Here is a 15,466-nt window from a genome sequence, read left to right as displayed (position 1 = left end):
TCTGTCTTGTATAATTCTCTGAGACCGTTCCGGAATCCTCTGTGATTCCGATGTTCTGTCCTAACCCCGGCCTGAAAAGTCCTACTATCCGCCTTCATCCAACCGGGATTACAATTCCATATTATGTCATTTTGTTAAATTGTTATCAACGAAGAATACGAGAAAGATGCGTCAAATATTGCAGACAACCAACGCAGGGCTGCGGCATTGTGCGACGTTGACAACCCTTCGGCTGCCCCTTATAATTGTAGAAATTAACAAGAGAGTCGGCAATATCGTATCACCGGATGACAGGATATTCTGTTTCACCTGACATCCGTCTTAATACGGGAAAGAAAGGACAGGATCCATGGATTTTTTACACAAACTGGAACGAAAAATCGGAAAGTATGCAATCCATCATCTGACCATTTACATCATTATGACCTATGTAGCAGGATATATTCTCTACTTCATGGCACTCATGAATCCGGAATATGGAACGGTCTTTAACTATCTGACGCTTTCACCATCTCTTATTCTGAAGGGGCAGGTGTGGCGTCTCGTATCCTGGTGGCTGATTCCCCCGTCATCTCTGAATATCTGGACCATCATCATGCTGATCTGTTACTATCAGCTCGGAACGCTCCTGGAGCGGACCTGGGGCGATTTTCTCTATGACGTATACATTTTCTTCGGTCTGATCATGACCGTCATCGGCGCATTCGTCCTGTACGCCATCACCGGTGTGGATTATGGAATGATGTTCTCCACGTACTATGTCAGTCTGTCCATCTTCCTCGGATTCGCCCTGACCTTTCCCGATCAGAAGATGCTGTTTATGTTCATCATACCGATCCGGATCAAATACCTGGCCATCGTTGACATCATTTATCTGATCTATGACGTCATCAGTTCCCCCGCGTCAATGCGTCTTCCGAGGATCATCATGATTGTCTGCTCACTCGCCAGCACGATTATTTTCTTCTTCCTCACACATGGAACGCAGGGCATGAGCAGAAGCCAGCGGCAGACGCGGAGAAATTTCCGCCGCTACATGAACGGCTACAACACCGGCCGGAACAGTTCTCCCTATAATAGCGGGCAGAACAGCTCCCCTTACGGAAACAGCGCAAACAGAGGAGACAAAATTGACCGCAGCACCTTCGGCGCCGGCCAGGGCAATCCGAACAGCGGCCGACGGCCAATTCACCGCTGTGCCGTGTGCGGACGAACAGAACTCGATGACCCGAATCTCGAATTCCGGTTCTGTTCCAAATGCAACGGAAACTACGAATACTGTCAGGATCACCTTTATAATCATAAACATATCCAATAAACCCTTATATGATAAGTCGTGCCACAAACTGTATAAGCTACGGATTGCTCCGTGCTCCGCACTCCCGCAATCCCACAGGTATGAGCACTTCCGTGCCGCTTGCGCGTCACTTCTTGCTCATACCTGTTGCCTTCGAAATCGCATACAGCCTCTTACACACGCTTCGCGCGTGACGATCCTGTATGCGTTTTCGAAGAGCTTATACAGTACATTTTAGCTTTGTAAAGTCACAAAGTGTTTTACTTTTTAATCAGAGTATGTTTTAATGGTACAGGAAACCTGGTGTCCCGTGAATGGGGCTCCGCATACTGTATAAGTTCACCTCCGATCTGTTTGCCGGAGTCATTATAAGGAGATCTACCCATGAAGAAAACGCCTTTTGTCACAAAGGAGAAACTTGAAGAGATCATTCGCGATGTACCGACTCCTTTTCATATTTACGACGAAAAAGGAATCCGTAAAAACGCACAGGCGGTGAAGGAAGCATTTGCCTGGAATCCCGGCTTCCGAGAATATTTTGCCGTTAAAGCAACCCCGACACCCGCACTCATCAAAATTTTGAAAGAGTACGACTGTGGCTGCGACTGTTCCTCTATGACCGAACTGATGCTTTCCGAGGCAATGGGGTTTGACGGAGACCATATCATGTTCTCCTCAAACGACACTCCGCTTTCGGAATACAAGAAGGCGAATGACATCCATGCCATCATCAACCTGGACGACTTCACCAGCATTGCGGATATCGAGGAAGCACTGGGATATGTCCCGAAACGGATCTGCTGCCGCTACAATCCCGGCGGGCTGTTCGAGCTTTCCAATGGAATCATGGACAATCCCGGGGATTCCAAGTATGGTATGACGACAGACCAGCTCTTTCAGGCATTCCGTATTCTGAAGGAGAAGGGCGTCGAGGAATTCGGCATCCATGCTTTTCTCGCAAGCAATACAGTCACAAACGAGTATTATCCGAAGCTTGCCGAAGTCCTGTTCAATCTCGCCGTAAAGCTTCAGAACGTAACCGGCGCGCACATCGGATTCATTAATCTGTCCGGCGGTGTCGGCATCCCTTACAAGCCATGGGAAGAGCCGAACGACATCCATGTCATCGGCGAAGGTGTGCACAAAGTCTACGACAAGATCCTCGTACCGGCAGGAATGGGCGATGTCAAGATCTTCACCGAAATGGGCCGTTTCATGATGGGTCCCTATGGAGCCCTTGTCACCCGCGCGATTCACGAAAAGCACATCTACAAGGAATATATCGGTGTGGACGCCTGCGCAGTCAACCTGATGCGCCCTGCCATGTACGGCGCGTACCATCACATCACAGTGATGGGCAAGGAAAACGCGGAATGCGATCACAAATACGATATCGTGGGTTCGCTCTGCGAGAATAACGACAAATTTGCAATCGACCGCATGCTCCCGGAAATCAAGAAGGGCGACATTCTGTATATACACGACACAGGAGCACATGGTTTCTCCATGGGATACAACTACAACGGAAAACTCTGGTCTGCGGAAATCCTTCTGAAGGCTGATGGCAGCTACGAGATGATTCGTCGTCCTGAAACGCCAAAGGATTATTTTGCCACTCTGGATTTCACCCCGGAATACCGCAAAATGTTCGGAGAGCAGTAAACCGCCATACCCCGCAGGCGGGCATTGTGTGTCAGCGACGAGCTGTGAACTTTGCATTGATTTTAAATACCTGATATGCTACACTAACAGAGTGCCCGAAAAAGGCACTCTGTTTTATTTTCTGACAAACGCCGGTGTGTCGGAATCGGTAGACGAGACAGACTCAAAATCTGTTGTCAGCAATGGCGTGTGGGTTCGAGTCCCACCACCGGCATATTACTTACCCGGAAATCTGTCGTATCGGATTTTCGGGTATTTTCATGGAAAACGAGGAAGTATAAAACAATCATGATGAGTCTGGAGAACCGAGAAAATATGTATGATACGGACGAATTCTACCACCTTGAGAAAATTTTTGTCGGACTGATTATCGCAGCCGCGATACTGATCGGCGTTGTTTTCGGTTTTTTTATCGACCATACCCGGATACCCAGAATTGTGTTCGGGGCAGTAGGAGCCACCTCTGTGATTTCCTCTCTGGCGGGAATCATTCTGATCAATTCTCTTCAGCTCGGTTACTGCGATAACGCGCTGCCGGTGAGAATTCTTCTGATTGTATCAGCTGGTCTCATGGTTTGTTTTCTGGTTCTCGCAGTGATCGGGCTTTGCATCTGATCTCACTTGAACCTGTGGCTTCATCCGCAGGGACTATTTCACCTGAACCTGTGGCTTCATCCGCAGGGACTATTTCACTTACAGCTGCGTTTCCAGCAGAAAGAGGAAAAAAATGAGCAAAATCGGACTTGTAGTCGAAGGCGGAGGTATGAAATGCGCATACAGCGCCGGCGTTCTGGATAAATTTCTGGACGATGAGATCTGCTTCGATTATGTGATCGGCGTATCCGCCGGATCGGCGAACTGTGCCTCCTTTCTGGCAGGCCAGCGGGAGAGAAATCTTCGCTATTACACCGAACATCTGAAGCGAAAAGAATATTTTGGATTTAACAGTTTTCTGAAAACAGGCGATCTCTTCGGGTTGGACTTTATATACAGCACAATGACAAACCACGACGGCGACGATCCCCTCGATTATCCGAAGCTTGCAGCGAATCCGGCCGAATATGAAGTCGTCGCTACCAATGCACTCACCGGTGTTCCGGCCTATTTTTCCGGGAAGCAGATGTCCCAGGACAATTATGAAATTATCAAGGCATCCTGTGCCCTGCCTGCCGCATGCAGACCCCGCTTTATCAACGGTACTCCGTATTTTGACGGCGGCGTCTCCGACCCGATTCCTGTCGACCATGCTCTGCGTCAGGGCGGCTGTGACAAGATCGTTGTCATTCTCTCAAAACCCAGGGATTTTCAGAAAAAGCCAGAACATATGCGGTTATTCTACTCTCTGCGTATTATGAAATATCCAAAAATCGTGGAAGCGCTGAACAACAGGCACATCAGCTATATGCAGCGTTTCCGCAGAGTCTTTGAGCTCGAGAAGGAGGGGAAGGCTTTTGTATTCGCGCCGAGCAGGCATCTTGAGATGAGTACCTACGCGATGGATCCGGAAGAAAACCGCCGCCTCTATGATCTCGGAATTGAGGACTACCGGAATGAAAAGGATCGTCTGGGTGAGTTTCTGACCCGTTGATAACCGGTATCTGTTTCAACTGACAGTTTGTTGTAAACTATATCATATATGTTTCGGAGGATGATATGAATATCAAGGTAATAGACGAGGAATTTTCCGTCTGCAAGGTAAAGGATTTCAGTGAGACAAACCTGGAAAAAAATTTCTGCTTCATGGAGCGTACTGATGAAGAGAATTCCCTGGTCTGTCTGACCAGATATATCCCGGAAAACGCCACCGATGTCGACTACGGATGGAAGGCTATGAGAATCGAGGGACAGCTTGATTTTAATCAGATCGGCATCCTTGCAAAGATCTCGGAAATACTCGCAGAGAACAGCATCAGTATTTTCGTAGTCTCTACCTATAATACAGATTATATCATGGTCAAGAAGCAGAACATCGAGAAAGCGCTCCACGCGCTGGAAAATGCCGGCTACCATATTGACCCGTAACGTTAAAAACAGACTCCTCCGGCACCTGTTACCGCAATTTCAAGATGATTCCGGCTGTTGCTGCCGAGTTTTCCAGATGATTCCGGCAGTTACCGATGGAATCTCCAGATCATTCCGGTCATTATTCCGATATCCATCCGCGAGCGAAAGGATCTATTATGAAAATCTATCTTCTGAGGCATGGCGAAACCAGGATTAACGCGCTCGGCGGCCGGTTCCAGGGTCAGATTAACTCCCCGGATGCCGCTCTTACCGAAAAAGGCCGGAGGCAGGCACGGGAAGTTCGGGAAGAATTCCGGACAATGGGACTGCATTTTGATCTCGTATACACAAGCCCGCAGGAGCGCGCGGTGGAGACCGCCATGCTTGCGACAGGTCTTCCGGCCGAGCGGCTGACCATGGATGACCGGCTGAAGGAGATCAGCTTCGGGCCGTTTGAGGGACAGAAGTGGGAGAAGATGAACCCCAAAACCCTGCACACCATGCTGTATGACTTCGGCAACTATATTCCCGGTCCGGGCATGGAAAGCGGAATCCGTCTGATCCAGCGGGTGAGCAGTTTTCTCGAGGATTTGAAAAGAGAAAAACCGGCAGAAAGCATTCTGGTATCCACTCACGGAGGCGTGATACGTGCCGCTCTCGTTCACATTCACGCAGATCCCCTGAAGACCTTCTGGGAGAATCCTGTCGGAAACTGTGCGTGGTTCGAAATCACATGCGAAAATGGCGTCTTAACCTTGACAGGCTGCGACAGGAAAGAAGACTAAAGAAAACTGACCGGTGCGCGGCATCACAGCGAGATCAGGGCAGTAGCGCTTCCTTACATTTTGTGATATAGTAATAAACTATATATTATTCCAACATATAGAGGAGCATCATATGTACACTATCAGAGATTTGTATGATCTGGATCACACTCTTGCAAAGGACTATCTCAGCCGTTTCACCTATCCCTGGGAGGCTCTTGCAGGAATTAAGGACCTGATCCTCTCCCTTGGCAGGGATCTCGACAAAAATGAATATACAGAGGTTTCCGAGCACGTCTGGGTTCATCGGACAGCACGGATTTTCCCGTCTGCCTACCTCGGCGCACCGTGTATCATCGGACCGAACACAGAGGTCAGGCACTGTGCCTTTATCCGTGGCTCCGCCCTTGTCGGCGCTGACTGCGTAGTCGGAAATTCGGTTGAATTGAAAAATGTCATTCTCTTCGACCATGTTCAGACGCCGCACTACAACTACGTCGGGGACTCGATTCTCGGATATTTCTCCCATATGGGCGCAGGATCCATCACCAGCAACGTCAAATCCGACAAGCTCCCGGTGGTTGTCCACGGACAGGATGAAAATATCGAGACCGGTCTCAAGAAATTCGGAGCCATGCTCGGAGATCATGTGGAAGTCGGCTGCAACAGCGTCCTCAATCCAGGCACGGTCATCGGAAGAAACTGCAATATTTATCCGACCTCCTGTGTCAGAGGAGTTCTTCCTGAGAATTCCATCTGGAAGGACAACGGAACAGTAATCAGAAAAATTATCCCGGAGGAGAAGAGATAATGGGAAGATATTTCGGTACAGACGGCATCCGCGGCAAGGCAAATGAGGGGCTCACGGCTTCCCGCGCTTTTGAGGTTGGAAGATATCTCGGCTATTATTACAGCAGAAACGGCAGAAGCAAAATCATCATTGGAAAGGACACCCGTCTTTCCTCTGATATGCTGGAGAACGCGCTTGCTGCCGGCATTGCTTCCGAGGGATGCGACGCGTATCTGGCAGGATACTGCCCGACCCCGATGATCTGCTACCTCACGGTTCATGAAGATTTTGCCGTAGGCGCCATGATCAGCGCCTCCCATAATCCGTTCTATGACAACGGAATCAAAATTTTTTCAAAGGACGGCATAAAGCTCCAGGGCGAGGTGGAAGCTCTGATCGAGGATTATATCGACGGCAAGGAGACCATCCATTTTGTGACGGATGAAAAAATCGGCCGTGTAATTCCCTACCCGCAGGGCATTGATCATTATATCGATTTTATCTGCCGTACATTCCCGACAGACCTCACCGGAATGCGTGTTGCCATGGACTGCGCAAACGGATCCAGCACATATACGGCAGAAAAGGTTCTGACCCGTCTGGGCGCATCCTGCACGGTCATGAACAACAAGCCCAACGGTATTAACATCAACAACAACTGCGGCAGCACCCACCCGGATGCTTTCCGCGAATTCATGAAGACAGGAAGCTTTGATCTCGGCCTCACCTTTGATGGAGACGCGGACCGGCAGATCCCGGTACGGCCTGACGGCGCACTTGTAGACGGAGACTTTGTGCTTTATATCTGCGGCAAATATTATCGCGACAAGGGAATGCTGAAGGGGAATACCGTTGTCACCACTGTCATGGCAAACCTCGGTCTCTGGAAAGCGATGGAGCGTGAGGGCATCCATGTGGAAAAAACCGACGTCGGCGATAAGTATGTCTATGACTGCATGCTGAAAAACGGATACATCGTCGGAGGCGAACAGAGCGGTCATATCATCTTCAGTGAATACGAGACAACGGGCGACGGACTTGTCACCGCCCTCGCGCTTCTGAAGATCATGAAGGAGACCGGCCGCACAATCAATGAGCTCTGTGAGGGCCTGAAGATCTACCCGCAGCTTCTGGTAAATGTAAAGGTTACCGATAAGAATCAGGTCATGGGCGATCCGGAGGTTCAGGATGCCATCGATCAGGCGAACAGGAGCCTTAACGGCAACGGACGAATCCTGGTGAGACCGTCCGGCACGGAGCCACTGCTCCGGATTATGGCGGAGGCAGAAACCGACCGGATCTGCGAAGATGAATGTGAGAGAATAGCCTGCATCATCCGCAGAAAATACGGGGCCTGAGAATTCTGCCGGCTGTCTCGGTTCATGACATTAATTTCACAGCTCCGCTGTATTCACGAACCGGCAGACATTTCACAGCTCTGCTGCATTCACAAACCGGCAGGCGCTTCAGATATGGCGGTCCGTGCCGCCCGGGTTGATTTTCTCCGGGCACTGATGTATGTTAGACTATATGCAGGCGGAAGGGTCTGTTCCCTTCCGCCTTATGCAGATTCATATGAAGAAAGACAGGAGATATTTATCATGTGTGGAATAGTAGGATATACCGGCGACCGCCAGGCGGCTCCGATCCTTCTTGAGGGTCTGACACGGCTGGAATATCGCGGATATGATTCCGCCGGAATCGCCGTACGAAATGGAGACAAGACGATCATCGTCAAGGCTAAGGGCCGTCTTTCCGAACTGAAGGACAAGACCGACAACGGCGCTGCTGTTCCGGGCTTTTGCGGAATCGGGCACACCAGGTGGGCAACCCACGGCGAACCCTCGGAGATTAACGCCCACCCTCACTGCAGCGATGATATGAATGTCGTCGGCGTTCACAACGGAATCATCGAGAATTTCCAGGAGCTCAAGGCAAAGCTTCTGCGCCATAACTACACCTTCTACTCCGAAACCGATACGGAGGTTGCGATCAAGCTGATCGACTACTATTACAAGAAGTACGAAGGCACCCCGATTGACGCCATCAACCACGCGCAGGTTCGTATCCGTGGTTCGTATGCTCTTGCCATCATGTTCAAGGACTATCCGGGTGAAATCTATGTAACCCGGAAGGACAGTCCCATGGTGCTCGGCACCAACAAGGACGGCTCCTTCCTCGGTTCCGACGTTCCCGCCATTCTCAAATATACCAAGAATGTGTATTACATCGGGAACATGGAGGTCGGACGGCTTACCAGAGACGGAATCACCTTCTATAATCTGGACGGCGACGAGATCCAGAAGGAACTCAAGACCATTGAATGGGATGCGGAAGCAGCGGAAAAGGGCGGCTACGAGCATTTCATGATTAAGGAAATTCATGAACAGCCGAAGGCGGTCAGAGACACGGTCAATGCCTATCTCAGGGACGGCCATGTAAACCTCGAGGCACTTAATCTGACCGAAGGACAGCTTGCGGATCTCACCCGCGTATACATTGTGGCCTGCGGTTCTGCCTACCATGTCGGAATGGTCGCGAAATACGCGCTTGAAAAGATGACTGACATATGCGTAGAGGTTGACTTCGCCTCGGAATTCCGTTACCGGAACCCCAAACTTCAGAAGGAACACTCTCTCGTTATTATCATCTCTCAGTCGGGAGAAACCGCCGATTCACTGGCTGCACTTCGCCTGGCGAAAGACCGGAATATTCCGGTTCTCGCCATTGTCAATGTCGTCGGATCGTCGATCGCGCGTGAAGCCGATCACGTGATGTACACCTACGCCGGACCGGAAATCGCAGTTGCCACCACCAAGGCATACAGCTGTCAGCTTATTGCCAGCTACCTCCTCGGCATTGCAATCGGTACCGCACAGGGCTCTATCTCCGAGGAACGGGAAGCACAGTATATCGACGCCCTTCTGGCGCTCCCGGATCACATCGAAAAGGAGCTTGAGGATAAGGAGCGTATCCAGTGGTTTGCGGCAAAATATGCCAGCGCCCACGATGTCTTCTTCATCGGCCGTGGCATTGACTACGCGATCTGCATGGAAGGCAGCCTTAAGATGAAGGAGATCAGCTATATTCACTCCGAGGCATATGCTGCAGGCGAACTGAAACACGGAACAATCAGCCTGATCGAAGACGGGACTCTGGTGGTCGGTGTCTGCACACAGCAGGATCTCTATGAGAAGACCCGCAGCAATATGGTCGAGGTCAAGAGCAGAGGCGCTTATCTCATGGGGCTTACCACCAACGGGAATTACAGCATCGAGGACGTCGCGAACTTTGTCGTATACGTTCCGAAGACGGAACCGGCTTTCGAAGCAAGCCTTGCCGTGATTCCGCTTCAGCTTCTGGGCTATTACATCAGTGTCGCAAAGGGCCTCGATGTTGACAAGCCGAGAAATCTCGCGAAATCCGTAACCGTAGAATAACCGCAGAATAACTTCAAGTGGATGTAAAAAACGCCTGCAAACGCTGCCATCGCCAGATGACAGTGCGCAGACGATTACATCTTGATCGTGCAGATTATTACAGGCTGTTAGCGCAGACGATTACATCCTGATAAGGATTACAAAGCCGGGAAAGGCGGCACCTCCACGGTGCCGCTTTTCCCGGCTCTATTTTTTCCCCGATATTCTAACCCTTCATCGGAATTTTTCGTTCTGATTCAGTTCATCGGGATTTTTCGTTTACTTCTGATTCAGTTTCCAGATAATACCCAGTCCCTTCAGAAGCAGTTCATTGTCTACAATGATCGAATGACGGCAGAACGGCGCGATCAGCCGTCCCATACCGCCGGTAGCCAGACACGTAGGCGAAACCTCTCTTCCCTCAATTTCAGAAAGCTCATTTGTGAACCGGTCCAGAAGGCCGTCTATCTGTCCGGCAGAGCCGTAGACGATACCGCTGCGGATCGCGTTCACAGTATCTTTTGCAATTGCCCGGTCTGGCGCTATAAAATCAACGGCGGGCAGAAGAGAAGTATCCGCGATCAGGCCCTTCAGGGCAGTTCCCGGCCCCGGAAGTATGCAGCCTCCCAGATAAACACCCGCGGATGAAAGAGCGGTCATCGTGGTTGCCGTTCCCATATCGATGATCAACGCCGGCATCGGATATTCCGCCTTTGCAGCGACAGCAGTTGCCAGAAGATCCCCCGCGATTGCCGACGCGGGAATTCCGTTCATGTCGAGTTCCAGGCCGACCTCAACGCCTTCTCCGAGGATTCGTGCATTCTCACCGGTCAGAAGTCTTACTGCCTCAGCCACCACATGGGTGACAGACGGTACAACCGATGAAATCAGACATCCCCGGAATTCCTTCGGGTCTATCTTCTCCAGAGCAAGTATTCTGCTGATTTCTGCAGCATATTCATGATAGGTCTCGATTTTGTTGGTACTCATCTGAATGTGACGAATCACTTTATTATCCGACTCACGGATACAGCCGAGAACCATATGTGTATTTCCGATGTCGATTGCGAGAATCATTTGTATTCCCCCGTTTACGCTCAGCTTCTGTCTTTCTTCACAATCCGGAGAATGCGGATGATTATCGGGGTGAGTGCGACATTGATTATGAACTCAACCACGAAGTTTAATCCGATAAAGGTTGTCAGAAAAACGCCGAGCAGATTCTGGTCTGTTCCGAGCGCACCTGCAATGAGTCCGCGGAAAATCGTAAGAGCGGTGACACTGAAAATTCCCGTATTTATGATTGGCGCGATAATCGCCGCCAGGACAACTCCTGTGTAGAAATTGATTCTGGAGAACAGACGGAAAAACAGTCCGCTCACCAGACCGGCAAAGGTTCCCTTCAGGATGCAGACGAGAATCGTAGCCACCGGCTGGTACTCAAGCATCATTGTCGAAAAAGCGCCTGCCGCTCCGGTGATGACCTGAATCGATACCACGGCCCCGAATACCGCTCCCAGAAACGCTCCGCCTGCCGGGCCATCAAGAATCGCTCCGATAATAATCGGAACAAGCGTCAATGTAATGGTGAATGGTCCGAGCGGTATGCTTACTGCCGCCTGCAGGATGATTACAATCGCCGCCAGGATCGCAAGCATGGTCATACGCTGAACCCTGCTCCTTGGTTTGTTTACAGAATCCTTTGTTACTGTTGCTGTATTCATTTTTTTCCTCCTTGCTGCTGTTTTGGTCAATCCAAATATAGCGCAGAATTACTGTAACATACTTTTCCCCGCATGTTAACCTTTTGTCAAAAAAAATGCTACAATGTACTGTATAAGTCCAGTCGCAATGTTCGTGGCCCACGGGGAGCTTGCTCACCAGTGGGCAAGAACATTAGCGACGACAACAGGTATGAGCACGAAGTGACGCGTAAGCGGCACGGAAGTGCGAATACCTGTTAGCGGCACGGAAGCTGCGAAGCAGCGAAGTGACGCGGGGACTTATACAGTATGTGGCACGACTTATCGTATGAGGTGTGCTGTATAAGTCCAGCCGCAATGTTCTTGACCCGCATACAGGAGACATTCTATGACCATTCGTCTGTATATATTCGACAATAATTGCCCCATCCAGAGAGAAGACCGTATCCGGGCTGCTGTCCGTTCTTTTACGCACGACTCTCAGGGCAGCCTGACCGCATCTCTTAAGATTTGCAGGACGAACAGGGGCCGCCCATATCTGGTTCAAAACGGAAAAACATCGGAAGAGGACCCGTCTGTTCCGGAAATATCTATAACGGACAGTGGTTCCTGCTGGATTGTTGCTGTCTCGGATCAGCGAATCGGCATTGATCTCCAGGAAAACCGTATACGAAGACAATCCTGCCCGACGGATGACACCGAACGCTGCCGAAGACTCGCGTCCCGGTATTTTCACGCTTCAGAAAGTTCCTTCATTCTCTCCGCACAGACAGACGAAGAAACCATCCGTCGATTTTTTCAGGTATGGACCGCAAAAGAAGCTTACGTCAAATATACAGGCACCGGAATTGATGGCAACTTTTCCTCCTTCGCGGTAAATACCGGAACAACATATGCCAGCCGTGATCCCGATCACCCATTTTTCTACCTGAATCCGGAGCTTGACTGTGCGTTTCTCTATCCCCGCACTGACAGTTCCCGCACCCTCTGCGTCTGTATCGGCTGTTCCTGCAGGATTCCGGGATCAGTGCCGCCCGCCGACTGCCGGCTTTATTATTATGATCTCAAACAGAAAGGATTCCTTCTTTATGATTAAAATGATCGCTTCTGATCTCGACGGCACACTGCTTCTGGATTCCCGGACCGTCAGCGCACGCAATCGTATGGCCCTGACCCGGGCTACAGCATCGGGCATCGAGGTCGTCGTCGCAAGCGGGAGAGTACTGACCTCACTTCCGGAGTCCGTGTTCCGCATCCCCGGAATCCGTTATGCCATCACCTCGAACGGAGCAGCAATCTACCGGATTCCTTCTGATGCAGATACCTCTTCTGGCGCAGATGCCTCATCCGGTGCAGATACTTCATTTGGCGCAGATACTTCATCCGCTACAGATGCCTCTTCTGATGTTTCCTCAGCTCCCGCCCGGATACTCCCCGGCTTCCAGCCAGATAAACGGAACAATCTTTACAAAAAATCGTATTCAGACTTTCAAAGTATTCTGGCCCGCAATCCTCAGAACTATTCTGACAGTTTCCGCGGCCGACTGTTGTCTTCGAAGCGTATTTACCACCGTCCCCTGTCAGAGAAGGCTGTACTCGACCTGCTTGAGCTCACCGCGGCATATCCTTCAGACCTTTTTCCACTTTCTTATGAGGTCTTTATTAACGGCGTTGCCTATGCCTGTACCGCCTACGTCAATGAACCCGGAAACTTCGGAGCGTCCTCAGCATATGTCGATTATGTGCGGACAACCCGTGTCATGAAGGATGATATCCGCGGCTTTATCTTTCAGCACAGAAAGGAGCTTGACGGACTTGATCTTGTCGTCGGTGACGATGCGCTCTGCGAGCAGCTGCGCAATAAAATCCACAGCACGCTCAGGAATATCTATACCACCTCCTCCGTATCAAACCGCATTGAAAATTCCTCCCCTGAGGTGGGTAAGGGAGCAGCGCTTCGATTCCTGTCTTCTCAGTTAAAAATACGAAAGGAAGATATCGTCGCCTTCGGAGATGCAGACAACGATATCGACCTTCTGACCTCCGCAGGTACCGGAATTGCCATGGAAAACGGCACCGAGCGATGCAGAAAATCGGCCGACTACGTAGCCGGCCGCTATGACAGCGACGCAGTAGCAGAAGTTCTCCAATCCCGGTTCGCGATCTGACATCACATCCGAATTACATGACTAACCCGAGATCCTATGACAAAATCTTAATATTCCTCGTCGGGAAATCCGATCCGGACGAGGAATAATGGCCGATTGTGATTTGAGCGTTAATTTTTTGTGAAAATTAACAATTATTTTTTATAAGCTTCACATTGACGGCCACCCCGGTGTGTGGTAAATTATCTCTTAAATACTTTAATACAGCAACGTGTAACGCTTTTAAGCGTTAAAGCGTTTTGTATGATCCAGCAAAATCCAGCATCAAAACAGTAAAATTCAGGGAGGACAAGAAATGAAATTAAAGAAAATCACATCCGTCTGCCTTTCGGCCGTCATGGCAGGAGCACTTCTCGCCGGCTGCGGAAGCAGCTCTGCAGCCTCTTCCACGGCATCATCTGCGGATTCTTCCGCTTCTTCCGCGTCCGCTTCGGCGTCGGTAACCGCCGCTTCCGCATCGGCCGCAAAAACATCCGGCAAATATACGATCGGTATCTGCCAGCTCGTACAGCATCCGGCTCTTGACGCCGCGACCAAGGGATTCGAGGACGAGCTTAAATCCGAGCTTGGAGAAGACAACGTAACTTTCGATGAACAGAATGCTGCAGGCGACGCCGCAACAGCAACACAGATCTGCACGAATCTCGTATCTGAAAACGTAGATCTGATTCTGGCAAACGCTACCGCAGCTCTTCAGTCCGCAGCTGCTGCGACAAGCACAATCCCGATCCTTGGAACTTCCATTACAGACTATGGCGTTGCACTTGACATCGACGACTTTAACGGAACGGTCGGCGGCAACATCTCCGGCACATCCGACCTTCCTCCGCTTGATCAGCAGGCGGACATGGTTACCGAGCTTTTCCCTGATGCAAAAAATGTCGGCATCCTGTACTGCTCTGCTGAGCCGAACTCCAAATACCAGGCGGATCAGGTGAAAGGATATCTGGAAGACGCAGGACTCACCGTAAATGTATACACCTTCTCAGATTCCAACGATGTAGCCTCCGTCACCGGAGAGGCATGCAACAACAGTGATGTTCTCTACATCCCGACCGACAACACAGCGGCTTCCTGCACCGAGGCCATCAACAATGTAGCCCTTCCGGCAAAGGTTCCGATCATTGCAGGTGAAGAGGGTATCATGGCCGGATGCGGCGTTGCCACCCTTTCCATCGATTACTACGGCCTTGGTCAGACGACCGGCAAGATGGCGGCACAGATCCTGAAGGGAGAGGCAGACATCTCCGAGATGCCGATTCAGTACTATGACAACCCTGTGAAAGAGTATAACCCGGACATCTGCGAAAAGCTCGGCATCACCGTACCGGACGGATACACCGCATATGAAGCCGACAGCTCCGACAGCGAATAAAATTCAATGATTTCACGCGCGAAAATCAAACATTTATGACACCAGCTGTCAATGTGTGATATACTATTCAACGTGTTCGTGAAACAGATCAATCAATGTTTCCCCACCAGGGTGTGAAGAGCACATGGTGGGGCTTTTACTGTATAAGCTCTTCGAAAACGCAGACAGGATCGTCGCACGCGAAGCGCGCGTAAGAGACTGTATGCGATTTCGAAGGCAACAGGTATGAGCACGAAGTGACGCGCAAGCGGCACGGAAGTGCGAATACCTGTAGGATTGCGAGA

The 15,466-nt window shown here is 50.4% G+C and carries 14 protein-coding genes and 1 tRNA gene; 13 read left to right on the top strand and 2 right to left on the bottom strand.

The window, feature by feature from the left end:
• Window positions 1–349 precede the first annotated feature (349 nt).
• The 10 genes from ACTNDI_RS01400 (at window position 350) to glmS (ending at window position 9,957) form a co-directional block, all read left to right on the top strand.
• Entirely contained in the window at window positions 350–1,318 is a 969-nt protein-coding gene (locus ACTNDI_RS01400; protein WP_441098977.1) for a hypothetical protein, read from the top strand.
• Between the two features lie 363 nt (window positions 1,319–1,681).
• Window positions 1,682–2,959 carry a diaminopimelate decarboxylase gene (locus tag ACTNDI_RS01395; RefSeq protein ID WP_441098976.1) on the top strand — a complete coding sequence of 426 codons (1,278 nt, stop codon included), beginning with the start codon at window positions 1,682–1,684 and terminating at the stop codon, window positions 2,957–2,959.
• A gap of 130 nt (window positions 2,960–3,089) precedes the next feature.
• A tRNA-Leu gene (locus ACTNDI_RS01390) sits at window positions 3,090–3,173 on the top strand.
• 74 nt (window positions 3,174–3,247) lie between these two features.
• The gene (locus ACTNDI_RS01385; protein WP_441098975.1) at window positions 3,248–3,574 is read left to right on the top strand and encodes a hypothetical protein; all 327 of its coding nucleotides are present in this window, start codon (window positions 3,248–3,250) and stop codon (window positions 3,572–3,574) included.
• A gap of 112 nt (window positions 3,575–3,686) precedes the next feature.
• Complete coding sequence (locus ACTNDI_RS01380) at window positions 3,687–4,547, top strand: patatin-like phospholipase family protein (RefSeq protein ID WP_441098974.1); 861 nt, start codon at window positions 3,687–3,689, stop codon at window positions 4,545–4,547.
• 65 nt (window positions 4,548–4,612) lie between these two features.
• Entirely contained in the window at window positions 4,613–4,981 is a 369-nt protein-coding gene (locus tag ACTNDI_RS01375) for an ACT domain-containing protein (RefSeq protein ID WP_441098973.1), read from the top strand.
• Window positions 4,982–5,139: 158 nt separating this feature from the next.
• The gene (locus ACTNDI_RS01370; RefSeq protein ID WP_441098972.1) at window positions 5,140–5,748 is read left to right on the top strand and encodes a histidine phosphatase family protein; all 609 of its coding nucleotides are present in this window, start codon (window positions 5,140–5,142) and stop codon (window positions 5,746–5,748) included.
• 112 nt (window positions 5,749–5,860) lie between these two features.
• Window positions 5,861–6,538, top strand: a complete 678-nt coding sequence (locus ACTNDI_RS01365) for an acyltransferase (protein ID WP_441098971.1) — start codon at window positions 5,861–5,863, stop codon at window positions 6,536–6,538.
• Window positions 6,538–7,875: a phosphoglucosamine mutase gene (gene glmM / locus ACTNDI_RS01360; protein ID WP_441098970.1), complete on the top strand. Its 1,338-nt coding sequence runs from the start codon at window positions 6,538–6,540 to the stop codon at window positions 7,873–7,875. The genes ACTNDI_RS01365 and glmM overlap by 1 nt, the downstream gene beginning before the upstream one ends.
• 243 nt (window positions 7,876–8,118) lie before the next feature.
• Complete coding sequence (gene glmS, locus ACTNDI_RS01355; protein ID WP_441098969.1) at window positions 8,119–9,957, top strand: glutamine--fructose-6-phosphate transaminase (isomerizing); 1,839 nt, start codon at window positions 8,119–8,121, stop codon at window positions 9,955–9,957.
• Window positions 9,958–10,215: 258 nt separating this feature from the next.
• On the opposite strand, the gene ACTNDI_RS01350 is transcribed toward glmS, so the two are convergent.
• Window positions 10,216–11,013: a type III pantothenate kinase gene (locus ACTNDI_RS01350; RefSeq protein WP_441098968.1), complete on the bottom strand. Its 798-nt coding sequence runs from the start codon at window positions 11,011–11,013 to the stop codon at window positions 10,216–10,218.
• Window positions 11,014–11,033: 20 nt separating this feature from the next.
• Entirely contained in the window at window positions 11,034–11,660 is a 627-nt protein-coding gene (locus ACTNDI_RS01345) for an ECF transporter S component (RefSeq protein WP_441098967.1), read from the bottom strand.
• Window positions 11,661–12,027: 367 nt separating this feature from the next.
• Here ACTNDI_RS01345 and ACTNDI_RS01340 point away from each other — a divergent pair, with 367 nt between their 5' ends.
• From ACTNDI_RS01340 to ACTNDI_RS01330, 3 genes are all read left to right on the top strand, one after another.
• The gene (locus ACTNDI_RS01340; protein WP_441098966.1) at window positions 12,028–12,735 is read left to right on the top strand and encodes a 4'-phosphopantetheinyl transferase family protein; all 708 of its coding nucleotides are present in this window, start codon (window positions 12,028–12,030) and stop codon (window positions 12,733–12,735) included.
• Window positions 12,728–13,807, top strand: a complete 1,080-nt coding sequence (locus tag ACTNDI_RS01335) for an HAD hydrolase family protein (protein WP_441098965.1) — start codon at window positions 12,728–12,730, stop codon at window positions 13,805–13,807. Before ACTNDI_RS01340 ends, ACTNDI_RS01335 begins: the two co-directional genes overlap by 8 nt.
• Before the next feature lie 295 nt (window positions 13,808–14,102).
• Window positions 14,103–15,182, top strand: coding sequence for an ABC transporter substrate-binding protein (locus ACTNDI_RS01330; RefSeq protein WP_441098964.1), 1,080 nt, complete (start codon window positions 14,103–14,105; stop codon window positions 15,180–15,182).
• The last annotated feature ends 284 nt before the right edge of the window (window positions 15,183–15,466 follow it).

Source organism: Bilifractor sp. HCP3S3_D3 (assembly GCF_052063915.1).
GTDB lineage: Bacteria > Bacillota > Clostridia > Lachnospirales > Lachnospiraceae > Bilifractor.
Note: the sequence above shows the minus strand (reverse complement) of the source record. Positions and strands in the feature narration are given on the sequence as shown.

Bases quoted from the DNA above. Each gene is read 5' to 3' on its own strand.
- ACTNDI_RS01380 (WP_441098974.1), top strand. From the start codon at position 3,687: ATGAGCAAAATCGGACTTGTAGTCGAAGGCGGAGGTATGAAATGCGCA.
- glmM (WP_441098970.1), top strand. From the start codon at position 6,538: ATGGGAAGATATTTCGGTACAGACGGCATCCGCGGCAAGGCAAATGAG.
- ACTNDI_RS01345 (WP_441098967.1), bottom strand. From the start codon at position 11,660: ATGAATACAGCAACAGTAACAAAGGATTCTGTAAACAAACCAAGGAGC.
- ACTNDI_RS01395 (WP_441098976.1), top strand. From the start codon at position 1,682: ATGAAGAAAACGCCTTTTGTCACAAAGGAGAAACTTGAAGAGATCATT.
- ACTNDI_RS01375 (WP_441098973.1), top strand. From the start codon at position 4,613: ATGAATATCAAGGTAATAGACGAGGAATTTTCCGTCTGCAAGGTAAAG.
- ACTNDI_RS01385 (WP_441098975.1), top strand. From the start codon at position 3,248: ATGATGAGTCTGGAGAACCGAGAAAATATGTATGATACGGACGAATTC.
- ACTNDI_RS01335 (WP_441098965.1), top strand. From the start codon at position 12,728: ATGATTAAAATGATCGCTTCTGATCTCGACGGCACACTGCTTCTGGAT.
- ACTNDI_RS01370 (WP_441098972.1), top strand. From the start codon at position 5,140: ATGAAAATCTATCTTCTGAGGCATGGCGAAACCAGGATTAACGCGCTC.
- ACTNDI_RS01400 (WP_441098977.1), top strand. From the start codon at position 350: ATGGATTTTTTACACAAACTGGAACGAAAAATCGGAAAGTATGCAATC.
- glmS (WP_441098969.1), top strand. From the start codon at position 8,119: ATGTGTGGAATAGTAGGATATACCGGCGACCGCCAGGCGGCTCCGATC.
- ACTNDI_RS01365 (WP_441098971.1), top strand. From the start codon at position 5,861: ATGTACACTATCAGAGATTTGTATGATCTGGATCACACTCTTGCAAAG.
- ACTNDI_RS01350 (WP_441098968.1), bottom strand. From the start codon at position 11,013: ATGATTCTCGCAATCGACATCGGAAATACACATATGGTTCTCGGCTGT.
- ACTNDI_RS01330 (WP_441098964.1), top strand. From the start codon at position 14,103: ATGAAATTAAAGAAAATCACATCCGTCTGCCTTTCGGCCGTCATGGCA.
- ACTNDI_RS01340 (WP_441098966.1), top strand. From the start codon at position 12,028: ATGACCATTCGTCTGTATATATTCGACAATAATTGCCCCATCCAGAGA.